Annotated in this window: 15 protein-coding genes; 1 reads left to right on the top strand and 14 read right to left on the bottom strand. The window is 49.1% G+C overall.

The genetic code is table 11. The features are described 5' to 3' along the window. Positions 1-69: 69 nt before the first annotated feature. The 9 genes from C7R93_RS15820 to C7R93_RS15780 all read right to left on the bottom strand — a co-directional run bounded on the left by C7R93_RS15820 (position 70) and on the right by C7R93_RS15780 (position 10,114). A complete protein-coding gene (locus C7R93_RS15820; protein WP_106839709.1) occupies positions 70-3,234 on the bottom strand; it encodes a phosphodiester glycosidase family protein in 3,165 nt (1,054 codons plus the stop codon). A 225-nt stretch (positions 3,235-3,459) separates the two neighbouring features. Further along, a complete protein-coding gene (gene wecB / locus C7R93_RS15815) occupies positions 3,460-4,608 on the bottom strand; it encodes a non-hydrolyzing UDP-N-acetylglucosamine 2-epimerase (RefSeq protein ID WP_106839708.1) in 1,149 nt (382 codons plus the stop codon). An 18-nt stretch (positions 4,609-4,626) separates the two neighbouring features. Beyond that, positions 4,627-5,256 (bottom strand): uracil phosphoribosyltransferase, encoded by a 630-nt coding sequence (gene upp / locus C7R93_RS15810; RefSeq protein WP_106839707.1) that lies wholly within the window; start codon positions 5,254-5,256, stop codon positions 4,627-4,629. Between the two features lie 182 nt (positions 5,257-5,438). Next, a complete protein-coding gene (locus tag C7R93_RS15805; protein WP_106839706.1) occupies positions 5,439-6,689 on the bottom strand; it encodes a serine hydroxymethyltransferase in 1,251 nt (416 codons plus the stop codon). 58 nt (positions 6,690-6,747) lie between these two features. After that, the gene (locus tag C7R93_RS15800) at positions 6,748-7,317 is read right to left on the bottom strand and encodes a TIGR01440 family protein (protein WP_106839705.1); all 570 of its coding nucleotides are present in this window, start codon (positions 7,315-7,317) and stop codon (positions 6,748-6,750) included. Next, positions 7,318-7,773 carry a ribose 5-phosphate isomerase B gene (gene rpiB / locus C7R93_RS15795; protein WP_007725502.1) on the bottom strand — a complete coding sequence of 152 codons (456 nt, stop codon included), beginning with the start codon at positions 7,771-7,773 and terminating at the stop codon, positions 7,318-7,320. 140 nt (positions 7,774-7,913) lie between these two features. Further along, complete coding sequence (locus C7R93_RS15790) at positions 7,914-8,384, bottom strand: low molecular weight protein arginine phosphatase (protein WP_106839704.1); 471 nt, start codon at positions 8,382-8,384, stop codon at positions 7,914-7,916. Between the two features lie 33 nt (positions 8,385-8,417). Then, positions 8,418-8,978, bottom strand: coding sequence for a manganese efflux pump MntP (locus C7R93_RS15785; RefSeq protein ID WP_106839703.1), 561 nt, complete (start codon positions 8,976-8,978; stop codon positions 8,418-8,420). 56 nt (positions 8,979-9,034) lie between these two features. Continuing rightward, a complete protein-coding gene (locus C7R93_RS15780) occupies positions 9,035-10,114 on the bottom strand; it encodes an L-threonylcarbamoyladenylate synthase (RefSeq protein WP_106839702.1) in 1,080 nt (359 codons plus the stop codon). 230 nt (positions 10,115-10,344) lie between these two features. Between C7R93_RS15780 and C7R93_RS15775 the strand changes: the two genes are divergently transcribed. Further along, the gene (locus tag C7R93_RS15775; RefSeq protein WP_106839701.1) at positions 10,345-11,142 is read left to right on the top strand and encodes a DUF3298 and DUF4163 domain-containing protein; all 798 of its coding nucleotides are present in this window, start codon (positions 10,345-10,347) and stop codon (positions 11,140-11,142) included. Between the two features lie 58 nt (positions 11,143-11,200). Here C7R93_RS15775 and spoIIR read toward each other — a convergent pair whose 3' ends face one another. From spoIIR to C7R93_RS15750, 5 genes are all read right to left on the bottom strand, one after another. Beyond that, positions 11,201-11,983, bottom strand: a complete 783-nt coding sequence (gene spoIIR / locus C7R93_RS15770) for a stage II sporulation protein R (RefSeq protein ID WP_106839700.1) — start codon at positions 11,981-11,983, stop codon at positions 11,201-11,203. A gap of 111 nt (positions 11,984-12,094) precedes the next feature. Continuing rightward, positions 12,095-12,985 carry a peptide chain release factor N(5)-glutamine methyltransferase gene (prmC, locus tag C7R93_RS15765; protein WP_106839699.1) on the bottom strand — a complete coding sequence of 297 codons (891 nt, stop codon included), beginning with the start codon at positions 12,983-12,985 and terminating at the stop codon, positions 12,095-12,097. After that, complete coding sequence (gene prfA, locus C7R93_RS15760) at positions 12,969-14,045, bottom strand: peptide chain release factor 1 (protein ID WP_106839698.1); 1,077 nt, start codon at positions 14,043-14,045, stop codon at positions 12,969-12,971. The genes prmC and prfA overlap by 17 nt, the downstream gene beginning before the upstream one ends. Before the next feature lie 235 nt (positions 14,046-14,280). Continuing rightward, entirely contained in the window at positions 14,281-14,778 is a 498-nt protein-coding gene (locus C7R93_RS15755) for a sporulation protein (RefSeq protein ID WP_106839697.1), read from the bottom strand. A gap of 86 nt (positions 14,779-14,864) precedes the next feature. After that, positions 14,865-15,440 (bottom strand): thymidine kinase, encoded by a 576-nt coding sequence (locus C7R93_RS15750; RefSeq protein ID WP_106839696.1) that lies wholly within the window; start codon positions 15,438-15,440, stop codon positions 14,865-14,867. Between the last annotated feature and the right edge of the window lie 3 nt (positions 15,441-15,443).

Below are 15,443 nucleotides of genomic sequence, written 5' to 3'. Positions count from 1 at the left end.
AATTCTTATAGACAAAAAAAGGTCAAGCTCCTCTGTGTTAAAGAAGCTTGACCTTTCATACTGATATTCTTATTTGTCTTGATGCAGGATGCGATACAGTGCAACGACACACACTGCTCTCGTCGTCGGTTTATTCGGCTGATAATTTCCTCCGACTGGATCAATCAGACCGAGTCCGACCATGTTGTTGATGGATGTAGATGCCCAGGATGGCCAGGTCCCTTTATCAGAGACCGTTTTCGTCGCTCCCTTTTTATTCACGAGGCGATCGAGAATGACTGCGGCCTCTGCGCGAGTCACCGGCTGATCCGGACGGAAGGTGTTATCGTTATACCCCTTCACCAGGCCTTTGGAAACAGCAACCTGTACGGCACCTTGCGCATAGGAAGGCACCTTATCCTTGAAATTCAGCTTTGGTGAGGAAGGGAGCTCCCATTCAAAAGTGCGCGCGAGCAGTGTGACGAATTGTGCTCTTGTCAAGGAAACCTCTGGACCGAACGTCGTCTCCGTCAAACCCTTCACGTAGCCCTTTTCCGCCATGTATGTGATTTCTGCCTTGGCTGAATGCTTTGCAATATCTGTGAATCCAGCGCTGCTCGTGCCTGCATTGTCCAGGTAGTACGGAATATACTTGCCGTAGCTGTTGACTTCATATACCCACTGACCTTGTGCATTCACGGTTCCCATAAGCGGATCCAATGTATTGTTTACTTCGTTTACGTACAAGAGTCCAACGCCTTTTCCAGCGAGCCATTGCTTCGGTGCCAAGGTCAATTGAATCGAAGAAGTGGATATCGCGTCCTCTTGTCCTGCTTTTAGTTCGCCCGGCTTAATCGCAAACGAATAATCAGCAGGCACATAACCTGGCATTGGCTGGGTCACGATCGACTCCACATCAATCAGCGCACTATCTAGGTACGATGCGGTATTTTCAAAGGAATAATGGAGATCGAGCTCCGCTCCGAGTGACATGCTGCCTGGCAGTTCAGGAACAACGGTCGCATCGCTCGGTTGACCTGTCTGGTTGCCCAAGAGGAGCGAGAATTCGTCGAAGTACAGTGTCCCTTTGTCGTGTGTAATACCATCATTGGCTTGGTCAACGACATACACACTCTTCAGTTGCAACGGATACGCAACATTGCTCGGGAAGTAGCCTTTGACCTGCTTCCAGCCTGTCCAATTGATCTCTTTTGCCAGATCGACATAAACTGCTTTTCCGTTCGCATCCACTACTTCGGCACGGAGCCAATGTCCGCTGTTGTCACCATTGACCCACAAGCCCAACCCGAGCGGCTTGCCAGGAATGGTCACAGGTTTCGCTCCCATAACACCGTACGAAATCCGCATGTTGTTTGCTGGAGCTCCAGAGAAGTTATACACCAGCTTCGCTGCCTTTTTCGTGCGGAATGTCTGATCGGAGACAAGCGCGAACGAACCTGCGGAACTAATGCTGGTTGGATTGGCTGCATGGTACAAGCCAGCCTGATTATCAAAGGTGAGCCATGGCTGTTCAAATTGTCCGACGGCAAATGGTACGGTTGTCGCCACGCCATCATACGTAATCGTCAGGTTTCCGGTGCCCGGCTCATTGCCTGCTACCAGTTGCAGATTGTCGTTGATCGTCGCTACAGAAGAATCGACACTCGCTTTTACGCTAAGTGGCGTCGCTTGTACGGTAGAGCCCTTCTTCGTTTTGATTTTGACATCGAGATTAATGGATTGTCCCGGTGCAATCGTAATTGGATTCGGGGAAACGACGATTTGCTGGACATCATTGCCGGAAATGACTTGAATGTCTTTATTTTGCGTCACATTGCCCAATCGCGCAGTCAATGTGATCTTGCCGGAGCGAGCTGGTGTGAATTGCTTGCCATTTACGGTTCCTGCTTCGGACTGACTGCCATCCCAACTCACATCGCCTGCATTGATCGCGTACGGTTGGTAATGAACGTCATATCCTTTGGATGCGCTGAGCGAGATGGTTTGTCCGATAAGCACATCTGCTGGTACATCGATTTGGAAGCCTCTCAATTCTCCAGCAGGTGCCGTGTTGTATACGGCCAGTCCAGTAGGCACTCGACGCTCAGCACCGCCGCTCGGCTTATTCGACAGATTCGCGTGTGTCTCACCCAGCATGCGAGCTGACATGGTCGTAGAGCCGCCACCGTCAAAGTTTACAGCCCGATAAGAGCCGAGCTCCGCCATGATTTTTGCCAGTTCGTCCAAATAAACACCTTGGCTCGCATCGATTGTGACCATGTACAAGGTCTTCCCATCCTGGGAAACACCGACCGCTGTGCGCGCCGTTTTGTTCGTGATGGACTTGTCCGCCTGAAAGGACGACAGTGCTTTCCCTTGATCGACTAAAAGGACATTACCACCCACCGCATGGTTTAAATCGAGTGTTTGCGGTGTCGTTTGATACTCAACTGTTGCAGTAGCGCCTACTGGGAAGTTTTGTTTGAGAAATGCTCCTGCTGCTCCATGTCCCCAAAGGACATAGCCGTTGTAAGGTATGTATACGCCAGGTTGATTCAAACGAACTTCCTTGGCTACGTTGTCTACAAACAGAATCTCGACGACATCTTTGTAGCCCGATATCGTCCCTAAACTGGTTTTGCCAAAGGAAGGGGTATAGACATTCAGCTGATTTTGGTGACTTTTTCGTCCATCACTTGGGTTGTACTCTTCCTTGTTGACTCCCTGAATCGAATAGGTAGCGCCATTAGGAGCAGTAACCTTGCCGCCAAAACCAAACTTATCGACGATGGCCATCTTGTCTCCCGTCAAGCCCAGCGCGTACCAGTAAGAGACCAAGCCCATGGATGAAATGAGTTCGTCGTCTTTCATGACAATGCCAAACGGCGCTCCCCGCTTCGACATGTTAAAAAAGTCGGCATTGATCGCTGCTACAGCTCCTGTTTCACGCGCCATTTGTGTAACCGTCTGCCTGTCTGTCAGCTTGCCTTTCGTTCCGTATACCGGTTTGACCTCAACGTAAGGATTATTCATGTCAACCTTAGTCACCATGATCGTGACTACTTGGTTGGCAAATGATTTCGTATATTTCTGCAAAGTGGTCCCCTCACCAATTGGGGTTTGCCACATCATATTCAATGCACTGGTTTCCGCTCTGGCGTGTGCGACATTGGTCGCAAACGGCACAAACGGAACAAAAGCTCCCCAGGCCATGGTCGTGGCCGTGAGCAGCGTCACTATCCTTTGCGCTCTCATGTTGGTAACTCCTCTCCGTATTCCAAACTCTGTCTTTCTATCATCTAAGCTCAGCAACTAAATATTAGACGCAAAAGGTCATGGATAGTTTCGCCAATTCTCTCGATTCTCTATTAGAAAAACATACCAAATCGTCAGTCTTCGAAACCTAAAACTTCCCCGCTTCCAACAAGAAACCCGCCCGGTTTTGACGAACGGTACCTGGCGGGTTTTCCTAGCTGTATGTTACTGACCTGGTTGGAAAGGCTCTGGTTGTTCAGCTCGCAAACCAAAATGATAGAGGATTGCTTCTACGATACGACGGGAAGCCTCGCCATCCCCGTATGGGTTGACAGCGTGCGCCATTGCATCGTAAGCCGCTTGATTGGTCAGCAGTTCTTTTGCCATTGCATAAACTTGCTCTTCGTCGGTTCCTACGAGCTTCAACGTGCCTGCTTCAATCCCCTCAGGACGTTCTGTCGTATCGCGCAGAACCAGTACTGGTACGCCAAGAGACGGCGCTTCCTCCTGCACCCCGCCAGAATCGGTCAGGATGAGATGGGCACGACGAGCGAAGTTGTGGAAATCAAGTGCATCCATTGGTTCGATCAACGAAATGCGATCGTGGTTTCCGAGAATCTCCTGCGCCACTTCTTGTACGGCCGGATTCAAGTGAACCGGATACACAACAGCAATCTCAGGATGCTCATCTACCAGTCTTCGAACAGCACGGAAAATACGGCGCATCGGCTCGCCCAAATTTTCGCGACGGTGAGCCGTCATCAGCACCAGCTTCTGACCAGCTACGCGATCAAGCACCGGATGCGTGTAATCCTCGCGAACCGTTGTTTTCAGCGCATCAATCGCTGTGTTTCCTGTCACGTAGATGCTCTTTTCCGGCTTTGCTTCGCGACGAAGATTGTCAGCCGATCCATCTGTCGGAGAGAAGTGAAGGTCAGCCATTACACCTGTCAACTGACGGTTCATTTCTTCCGGAAACGGCGAGTACTTGTCCCAAGTGCGTAGACCCGCTTCCACATGTCCGATCGCAACTTGATTATAAAAAGCAGCCAGACTCGCAACAAAAGTGGTTGTCGTATCCCCGTGTACGAGGACAATGTCCGGTTTTACTTCCTTCATTGTTTCGTCCAGACTCTCCAATGCGCGAGTGGTCACACCCACCAGCGTTTGGCGATCCTTCATGATGTTCAGATCAATGTCTGGTTGAATATCAAAAATGTCCAAAACCTGATCGAGCATTTGACGATGTTGGGCAGTCACGCAAACGATCGATTCGATCTGTTCGCTGTGCTTGTTCAATTCATGGACAAGCGGCGCCATTTTGATCGCTTCCGGACGTGTGCCGAAGACCGTCATTACTTTTACAGTTTTCATCCGTTTTTCCCTCTCCGACTACTTCGTGCCGTACAAGCGGTCACCCGCATCGCCCAAGCCTGGCACGATGTATCCATGGTCGTTTAAATATTCATCAACAGCTGCTACGTAAATATCTACATCAGGATGCTCGTCCTGAACCAGCTTGATGCCTTCTGGAGCAGCGATGAGGCACATCAGCTTCAAGTTTTTCGCTCCACGTTTTTTTAAAGCGGTAATAGCAGCAACAGCAGAGCCACCAGTCGCCAACATTGGGTCAGTTACGATCAACTCACGCTCAGCAACATCGGATGGCAGTTTCACATAATACTCAACAGGCTGCAGGGTTTCCGGATCACGGTAAAGACCTACGTGTCCTACTTTGGCAGCAGGGATCAGCCTCATCAGCCCATCCACCATACCAAGACCAGCGCGCAGAATCGGTACCAGCCCTACTTTTTTACCGGCAATTACATTCGACTGACAGGTAGCCACTGGCGTTTCGATGGTGGTTTCCTCCAACGGCATATCACGGGTAATTTCATAGCCCATCAGAGTGGTCACTTCATCTACCAGTTCGCGAAATTCCTTGGTCCCTGTATTCTTGTCACGAATATACGTAACTTTATGCTGAATCAGCGGATGGTCAAACACATATACACGGCTCATGTCATTTCCTCCGTTTCCCTATCAATACATCCTTTCTATAATAGCTGGTGAGAGTGGTGCCGTCAATTTGCCTAATCTTCGCACTTTTATTGCATCCTCGATCCCTGTCAACAGCGAAGAAGTGGAAAAAAAGCAGACCCGTATGGGAAAAATTCCACTGGGTCTGCTTCTCGTTGCCTGGATTAAATATTCAAGCCTTCATACATCGGGAAACGTTGGCACAAAGCTGCCACACGTTGGCGTGCTTCCTCGTGCTTCGCAGCATCCTCTGGGTTTTTCAATGTCAGAGCGATAATCGCTGCTACTTCTTTCATTGCTTCCTCATCAAAACCGCGGCTTGTTACTGCTGGCGTACCCATGCGCACACCGCTTGTGACAAACGGGCTTTGTGTATCGTAAGGAATCGTATTTTTGTTCGTGGTAATGCTTACTTCGTCCAACAGATGCTCGGCTACTTTACCTGTCAGGCCGATTTTGCTTACATCAATCAATACGAGGTGGTTATCCGTTCCGCCGGAAACGAGCGTCAGACCTTCAGCAGTCAGCGCTTCAGCAAATGCACGTGCATTCTTGATGATGCGAGCTGCGTAATCCTTGAAATCTGGTTGCAGGTTTTCGCCGAAGGCAACTGCTTTCGCTGCGATGACATGCATCAACGGACCACCTTGAACGCCTGGGAACACGGATTTGTCGATGCCTTTCGCAAATTCTTCTTTGCACAAAATCAAACCGCCGCGTGGTCCACGCAAAGTCTTGTGCGTCGTAGAAGTAACGAAATGCGCGTGCGGTACTGGGTTTGGATGCAGACCTGCCGCAACCAGACCAGCGATGTGCGCCATGTCCACCATGAAGTAAGCGCCCACTTCATCCGCGATTTCACGGAACTTGGCAAAATCAATCGTACGCGGATAAGCACTCGCACCAGCAACAATCAGCTTTGGCTTGTGCTCCAACGCTTTTGCACGAACATCCTCATAGTTGATCAGGTGAGAGTTTTCGTCTACACCGTAATCAACGAAATTGTACAGCGTACCGGAGAAGTTCACTGCACTACCATGCGTCAAGTGACCACCGTGGGACAGGTTCATTCCCAGTACGGTATCGCCTGGCTGAAGAATAGTGAAGTATACAGCCATGTTCGCCTGAGCACCGGAGTGTGGTTGTACGTTTGCATGCTCAGCGCCGAAAATTTCTTTTACGCGGTCGCGCGCGATGTTTTCCACGATATCCACATACTCGCAACCACCGTAATAGCGGCGGCCTGGATATCCTTCTGCATATTTGTTCGTCAGAACGGTTCCCATTGCTTCCATAACTGCGCGGCTTACGAAGTTCTCAGAGGCAATCAGCTCAATCTTGTCGCGTTGTCTTCCGAGCTCCAATTGAACGGCTTCCAATACTTGCGGGTCTTGTTTACGTAAAAAATCTAGCATAATAGTTTCTCCTCCTTAAAAGTTCGTGATCAAAAAGTGGGCTTGTCCCACATTCTTTTTACGTACAGCTTTCATTCGGTGGTGTCTTCTCATACACGGCACGCGGCCCGCCAATCAGCTTGGGACGTGTTCGCGCTGCCGTAACATGTGCTTGTCCAACGAGGCGCTGTGTCGGACGCACAGGTACTGCCACATGCTTCAAATGCATGCCGATAAGGGTATGACCGATATCAATGCCTGCATGCGCACGGATTTGTTCTACAACGGCTGCATCCGAGAACTGTGTAAATGCATGCGCGGCCATCGCCCCTCCAGCAGTTGGAACCGGAACAACCGAGACCTCTTCCAGTCCGTACCGCAATGCGACATCACGCTCAACGACCAGAGCCCTGTTCAAATGTTCACAACATTGAAAGGCAACAGCAAAGCCGCGCTTCTCTGCAATAGATTGGATCCCACGATACAGAGCTATCGCTACATCTTGGCTGCCAGCTTTACCGATATGCTCCCCAAGTACTTCGCTGGTACTGCAGCCGATCACCATGAGTTGTCCGGCCCCAAGCTCTGCCAAATCGGCTACTTCTTCGACAATTTCACTGATTTGTTTTTCGATAGCGGATAAATCCACTTACTTCACTCCCGCATGCTTCGCTTCAATTTGGGAAATTTTTTCCACACGACGCTCGTGGCGACCACCTTGAAACTCTGTTTCCAACCAAATTTTCACGATATCAAGCGCAAGACCCGGTCCAATAACCCGCTCCCCCATCGCCAACACATTGGTGTTGTTATGCTCACGGGTAGCGCGTGCAGAAAACGTATCATGCACAAGTGCACAACGGATGCCGGGAACCTTGTTGGCTGCGATCGACATGCCGATACCTGTTCCGCAAACGAGAATGCCTCGATCAAACTCCCCCGCTGCCACCTTTTCCGCTACTGGCAAAGCATAATCGGGATAATCAACCGATTCCTCGCAGGTGCAGCCGAAGTCTTCCGTCTGGATGTTCATGGAGGCCAGCAGAGTCTTGATCTCCTCTTTTAGCTTGTATCCACCGTGATCAGCAGCAAGTGCTACTTTCATCTGTCATCCCTCGCTTGTCTCATAATCTTCGTCTAGTATACATCAAAAAACGATAAGTAAAAAGTGAACATTTTTATCAAATCACTAAAAAATCGTTCGTACTCTCGCAAAAAACAAGGCCCCGGCTATACACCAGCACCTTATTCATCCACTGATTTACGAAGGCCCGGGTCCTTCAGCATCATGGAAAGCCTTTCGAGTGATTCATCGATTTCTTCGGCACACCTGCGATAATCCATCAGTGATCCCCCATACGGATCAGCAATATCACTAAAGCCTTCTATCCCAACGAACTCTTGTAGGGTATGCACCTTTTCAGCCGCTGAGGGGAAATACGTCAAGATCGCGCGCTTGTGACCGTGCGTCATCGTCAAAATGACATCAGACCATTCAATCAGCCCTTCGTCTACCTTGCTGGCCTTATGATCGTGGGTAATCCCTCGCTCTTCTAATACTTGTTTGGCGTGCAAAGAGGCATCTTGACCGGCGAATGCCGCCACTCCCGCTGAGCGTATTTCAAGCCCCTGCCCGTCTGTCTTCACACGAAACATCGCTTCTGCCATTGGGCTTCGGCACGTATTTCCCGTACAGACGAAAAGTATCCGTTTCACGTATCGTTCCTCCTCTCCTATTAATTAGTCAGGTTATATCATAAATTTTAACCCAAAACCAAACAAAATAAGTCCACCTACTAATTCGCTATAATCCCCAAGCCACCCTCCCACACTCCTGCCTAACAATAAACCGAAGTAGGACATGGTGGCACCCATTATTCCAAAAAGAGAGATGGCCAAAATTCTATTGACCTCGATCAAGCCGAACGAGAAGCCGACGGTGAAAGCATCCAGGCTGACACTTAATGCGAAGAGCATAAGTCCGAACCCTTTTGTCTTCAAAACACTTTTTTGATCCCCTTGAATGAAGCCATTCCATAGCATATGCAAGCCGATGATCATCAGGACTCCGCCGCCAATGAACACGGCTATATCTCCAACCAAATCGGACAAATACGCTCCAACGACAATCCCGATGATCGGCATCATAATATGAAACAGTCCGATGGTGATACTTACTTTAATAATCTCTCGTAACCGAATCCCAACCATTCCTACGCCAATTCCCAACGAAAAGGCATCCATGCTTAAGGCGAACGCAATAATGAGCAGCGTCAAAAATTGCCCCCATTGGAATAACACCTGGTCCAAGCAGCTCCCCTCCCGTCTCTTCACCTTATGCGGACAAGGGGGAGTTTAGGACAGGTTTACACGGACAAGACACGGCCTCCAGCAGCCTTTTCCAAACGATTCATCACAGCCATACCCAACCCGTTTCGCGGGAAAGTCTCCCCGACAATATACTGCACCTCTTGATCGTCGAATTCCCGCAGCACTGCATACAGCTGTTGAGCAACTACTTCCAGATCCGATTGAGATCCGACCACAAGAACGACATCTGCCGCCGTGTGGCTTTGCCAAAAGGGAGCTGTTTCTTCCGTTGCCAGCACACCCGTTTTTTGACCATGCTGCTTCGCGTGTTGCAGCATATCTTCCATTTTCGCCCGAACTTTTTCACTCTTTCCTGACACTAACCACATTTCCCCTTCTGGGGCGTAGTGCGTATATTTCATCCCTGGAGAGCGCGGTGCCTCGGCTGCTCCCACTTGAAAAGAAGGGTCCAGCTCTACGCAGCCAATCACTGGTTCCATTTGCTCCCGAGTAATGCCGCCTGGGCGCAGAATCATGGGCGGGTCCTGCGTAACATCAATAACAGTAGACTCTACCCCAACACCTGTTGCCCCACCATCGACCACACCTGCTACTCGTCCATCCAAATCAGCCAATACATGCGCCGCTGTCGTTGGACTCGGACGACCAGAGCGATTGGCACTCGGTGCTGCAATCGGCACTCCTGCTTCCTTGATCAAAGCCAAGGCAATCGGATGGTCAGGCATGCGAACCCCGACTGAATCCAGTCCTGCCGTTACCAGCGAAGCTACCTGATCTGTTTTTGGCAAAATCACCGTCAAGGGACCTGGCCAAAACGCCTCCATCAGCTTTTTCCCTTTCTCCGGAACTTCACTTGCTACCGTGGACAACTGGTCCCATGCTCCAATATGTACAATCAGCGGATTATCGCTGGGTCTGCCTTTTGCTGTAAATATTTTTTCCACTGCTTCATTTGATAATGCATTCGCTCCCAAGCCGTAAACCGTCTCCGTGGGAAACGCGACAACTGCCCCTTCTCGAAGAAAACGGGCTGCATCCACAATCTGTGCACAACTATGCTGATTTTCCACATCGTTATCCACAGACCAGACTTGTGTCACAAAATTCATTTCCATCGTTAAAAAATCCTTTCTCTAGCTCGTTTCTTTGTAAGGAGTGCCTTAAGTATAGATGTGCACCAAAAAGTTTTCAACAGGCTGTGGGTAACTTGTGAATAACTTTTCTGAACAGCGTGGAAAACGGAACATTGTTACCTTTTTTTAACTTCATCCGTCTCAACCTTGTAGTAGAATGAACACGAAAACAAAACAATAACTTTCCCTTTATCGAAAGGACCGTGAATGATATGTCATCTTTTAAATCCTTAGCTTCCAGCCTGCTTGGCACAGCTGTATTGTTAACAGCTGTCGCTGCTCCAGTATTTGCAGCACCTGCTTCACCTGCAACCTCCACAAAGCCTGCTGTACAAGCGCCAAAGCCACAAGCTAACGGTGTGGTGTTCACACCAAAAACCATTACGGTCAATACAAAGGAATTTCAAGGAAAAGTATCCATCCCAGTGATTAGCGGGATGAAGGATAAAGCTTTTGAAGCAAAACTGAACGCTACTCTGTTGAAAGAAGCGCAAACAGGCTTGGCGGAAGGGCAAAAAGCCGGCAAAGAAGATGCGGCAGAAGCGAAAAAACACGGATGGGAACCCCGCCCTCATGCACTCGACATCTCCTATGAGGTACACAATGCTGGCAAGCTCGTTTCTTTCTCCGCACAGACATACATTTATACAGGCGGAGCACATGGCATGACGGATGTTACGTATTACACCATCGATAATCAAGCCAAGGCAAAAGAGCTGAAGCTGGCTGACCTGTTCCAGCCTGGCTATGACTACCGTACTATTCTCAATCAAATCATTTCGCAACAAATTAAAGCGGAGACCCAGGCAGACGGATTTAATCCTTATGATGGATTCGAAAGCATCAGAGAAGACCAAGGCTTCTCCTTTAAAGACGGCAACCTGGTGATTCATTTTGGTCAATACGAAATTGCCGCTTATGCAGCAGGAATGCCAGAGTTCGCGATCCCTGCACATCGTTATCAAGGTCTGTTGAAGCCTGAGATTCGTGAGGCTTTGTTCAAAAAGTAATCGCAGCAATTCAAAACGACACCTGCACATGCGGCGGGTGTCGTTTTTTATGTCCAGCTTAGGAGAGCCAGCTCTCGATTTTTTCCCATAAGTAAAATCGTACTTCTACCTCAGGAACAGAGGCAGTTGCTTCTTCTGCTTTTTCTACCTCTTCGGACTCTTCTACCTCTACTTTTGTTTGCTCAGCGTCCACCTTATTTGACTCAGAAATTAGCCCTACTTCGTTCTCTTCTGGGGTTAAGACCGCTACCTGCTCTCGATCCAATCGATCATAGTCTTCTTCCTGCTCAGATATGGATGCTGTCTTTTGCTCTGATTCTTCAGGCTCTGGAGTTGGCTCGGCTTGTACAGCATCACCATTGGACATGTCAATAAAGCAGAGCGGCGGGAAAAGGACACACCACCAGTTTTGACCTTTTGCTCCTCCAATTTGTACGCGGACCGCTCGGTAATTACCCGCAGGATACACATAGGAACCGTACAGCTTCGTCGGAAAAGGGACTTCTCCGAAATCGACTACAGCGTTGTACGAAAAACCGCGTTCCTTAATCGTCTTGTCTACGACTTGTTGAAGGACAGGCAATTGTGCTTGAATCACTTGCTCTGCTTCCTCCAAAGACTCGATATCATCCGCCCACGTATTCATCTGAGCGATAATCGCATCTCTGACTTCTCGTTTTAACCATTGATCTTGGACAGAATCGCTGTTCGCAATAATGCGCAAGCGAACGGATTCCTGAGGGATCGGCCCATTATCCAACACATTGGCCGAAGTAAGCTGCCCCTCCCAGCTCATCATTAGCATAAACAGGCTAAATGCCATTAACATGATTCGTTTCATCGTTATCCGTCTCCCTCTATACTGATCTTCTCTCTTTAGCAATCAGTATGGACGGATTCACACGATTTCAAACATTCATTCCATATATAAAAAAGGCGAGACGAACAAGTGCTATCGTCTCACACCGATAACGACTCGCTCGATCCCCGCCAAATCCGGAACAATCTCTACATCATCCATGACACCAGATGCCCTCATCAATGCCGCTACATCCCCAGCCTGATAAATGCCTACCTCAAACGCTACGACTGCTCTTTCTTTCAATAGATTCGGCAGCGCCTCACACAGTCGACGATAGCAATCCAGACCATCTTCGCCGCCATCCAAAGCCAAGCGAGGTTCGTGTACGCGCACTTCATCGTCCAGCTTCTCGACATCGCGACTCGGGATATAAGGTGGATTGGATACGAGGATATCTACCTTTTCGCCTGCGTTCAAAAGTGGCTGCACCAAATCCCCTTGTAGAAAGCGGATGTCTGCACCAAGACGACTTGCATTTTCTCGAGCGATTGCCGTTGCCTCAGGAGACAAATCTACCGTAGTCACGCGCCATTGCGGTTTTTCTAACGCGAGTGTAATGCAGATGGCTCCACTCCCTGTTCCGATATCCACTACGGCTAGTTCTTCACGCTCAGGCCAGAGCTTCACAGCAGCATCCATCACTTGCTCCACCAGTATTTCCGTCTCTGGCCTTGGAATCAGCACACCTGGTCGCACCGTAAAGGGACGCCCGTAAAACTCCTGTTCGCCAAACATATATTGCAAAGGCTCGTTATTCGCCCTGCGCATGCACAGTCCGTCGAGCTTCACCAATGTTTCTGCATCGATTGAATCTGTCATCGCCATTAAAAAGCGCGTCCGATCCCAGTCGAGACAATGGCGGATCATTAGCTCCGCTTCGAACAAAGGATCCTTTGTCCCTTTTTCCCGCAAAAAGGAAGAAGCCCGTAATAGGGCTTCTCGAATCGTCGTGACATCAGACCAATCAAGCTGAGTGTGCATGGCTTTTCAAAAGCTCCGTTTGTTCATGCATGATCAGGTTGTCGATCACTTCATCCAATTCGCCTTCCAATACCGATTCCAGTCGGTGCAGGGTCAGACCGATGCGGTGGTCGGTCACGCGGCTTTGTGGATAGTTGTACGTGCGGATGCGCTCGCTTCGGTCACCAGTACCCACCAAGCTTTTGCGCGTAGCATCTGCTTCCGCATTTTGTTGTTGCATGTAGAAATCATAGAGACGAGCGCGCAATACACGCAGCGCTTTGTCTTTGTTGGAATGCTGGGATTTCTCATCCTGACAAGAAACCATGATGCCTGTAGGAATATGCGTTACGCGAACCGCCGACTTGGTCGTGTTAACGCTCTGACCGCCCGCACCACTGGAGCAGAACGTATCGATGCGGATATCTTTTTCATGTACTTCTACTTCCACGTCTTCTGCTTCTGGCAGAACCAGTACAGTCGCAGTAGAGGTATGGATGCGCCCGCCGGATTCAGTAGCTGGAATGCGTTGTACACGATGCGCGCCGCTTTCGAATTTCATTTTGCTGTAAGCACCACGGCCGGACAGTGAGAAGACAATTTCCTTGTATCCACCGATATCGGTTGGGCTTGCCTCTAGTACTTCAATTTTAAAAGCGTTGCGCTCTGCAAAACGTGTGTACATACGGAAAAGTACAGCGGCAAACAGTGCAGCTTCATCACCGCCCGCAGCACCGCGGATTTCCACAATCACGTTTTTCTCATCGTTCGGGTCTTTTGGAAGCAACAGGATCTTCAAGCGTTCTTCCAGTTGCTCCTTGCGTGCTGACAATTCATTGAGCTCGAGCTTGACCATTTCACGCATCTCGTCATCCAGCTTCTCTTCCAGCATCGCTTTGGCGTCATCGATTTGACTCACCACTGATTTATATTCACGGTATGTCGTTACCGTCTCTTCCAACGAAGATTGTTCCTTGGACAGTTCACGCAAGCGTTTAGTATCACTAATGACGTCGGGGTCACATAGGAGATTGGTTACTTCTTCAAAACGCTCTTCAACTGCAGATAAGCGTGTAAACATTTGTATTTCACCCCATCGCAAAGAATAATAGCCTTTTGGCGCAGGCGAAGCCTTGGTAGCATTTATGTCGATATGAATTGCGATAAATTATGTTCTACCAAAAAAACGGTTATAACAGATAAATTATAGGAGGAATGGCGCAAGAAGTCAAAGTACAATATTACTGGAAATGTTTTACGTGATGCCAAACAGGCCCGGCAATGCCGAGCCTTGCTACATACGTCCTGCTCACCTGTCAGCGATGGTAACCATCATGCGAGGTTAAGTGAAAATCGTAGTTTGGAATTCTTTCTCGAAGAAGCGAAATCACCTGCTGCTCGATGGTACGCGCTTGATTCGCAGTGATGTTATGCACAAGGTCAAGAGTAACATATGCATTGGCATCGCTGAGTGTGATGCGCGCATTTTCCACACCTTTCACCGACATGGCGATCCTCTCCATATTGGTCACTTCGACGGGCGTATTGCGTACATTCAATTGACCGGTAACCATATTCGGATTTTGATTGCGCCCCATCAACGAATCACGATCCATGGCGACAGGTGCGCGTCCTTGCAATGTGTCGCCACTTTGATCCCCTTTTATCGTAGCACGGTGCTGCGTGTTTCTCATATCTGTACCATAGCTTTGTTGCTTCGTTGTGTTTCCACCGCAGCCGACGGTGAGGGCAGAAGTCAGTGCCACCAAGCCCAGTATGACCAACGAGCTTCGCCAAATAGGCTGTGTCCGCATGAAAAAGCCACCTCCTGTTTTGCTTAGTCTGTGCATCGCCTCTTGGGCTCATGCACGGGACAAACAGGGGGTGGCTTACACTTTCTTTATTCGGAAGCTGGAGGCGTATAGTAATGCTTGCGACAGACGCTGCTGTATGTATCATTTCCAGCAATTTCAATGGTCTCCCCGGAGTAGACGGGTTGTCCATTTTTGAACTTGAGAATATGCGTCGCCTTTTTATTACAGTAAACGCAAACGGTTTTAATCTCTTCTACCTTGTCAGCCTCACACAACAGGGCGGCGCTGCCAGGGAAGAGCTCATTCTTGAAGTTTTTCAACAAGCCATAGACGATTACAGGGATGCCCAGCTTGTCTACAATTCTGACGAGCTGATCTACATGGTGGCGGCTAATGAACTGAGCCTCGTCAACCAATACGCAATGCGGCTTAACTGACTCTGCCTCTACGATTTGATACAGATCGGTCTCTTCGCTAATCGGAATGGCTTCCCGGCTAATCCCAACACGCGAAGCAACTTTTCCCACGCCATAGCGATCATCCACTGCTGGAGTAAACACTACTACTTTTTTCCCCGATTGCTCGTAGTTGTGAGCAACGGTCAATAATTGAATGGATTTGGAAGCGTTCATCGCTCCATACCGAAAATATAGTTGTGCCACGTC

The sequence above is a fragment of the Brevibacillus fortis genome, from assembly GCF_003013395.1.
In the GTDB taxonomy this organism is placed as follows: Bacteria; Bacillota; Bacilli; order Brevibacillales; family Brevibacillaceae; genus Brevibacillus; species Brevibacillus fortis.
Note: the sequence above shows the minus strand (reverse complement) of the source record. Positions and strands in the feature narration are given on the sequence as shown.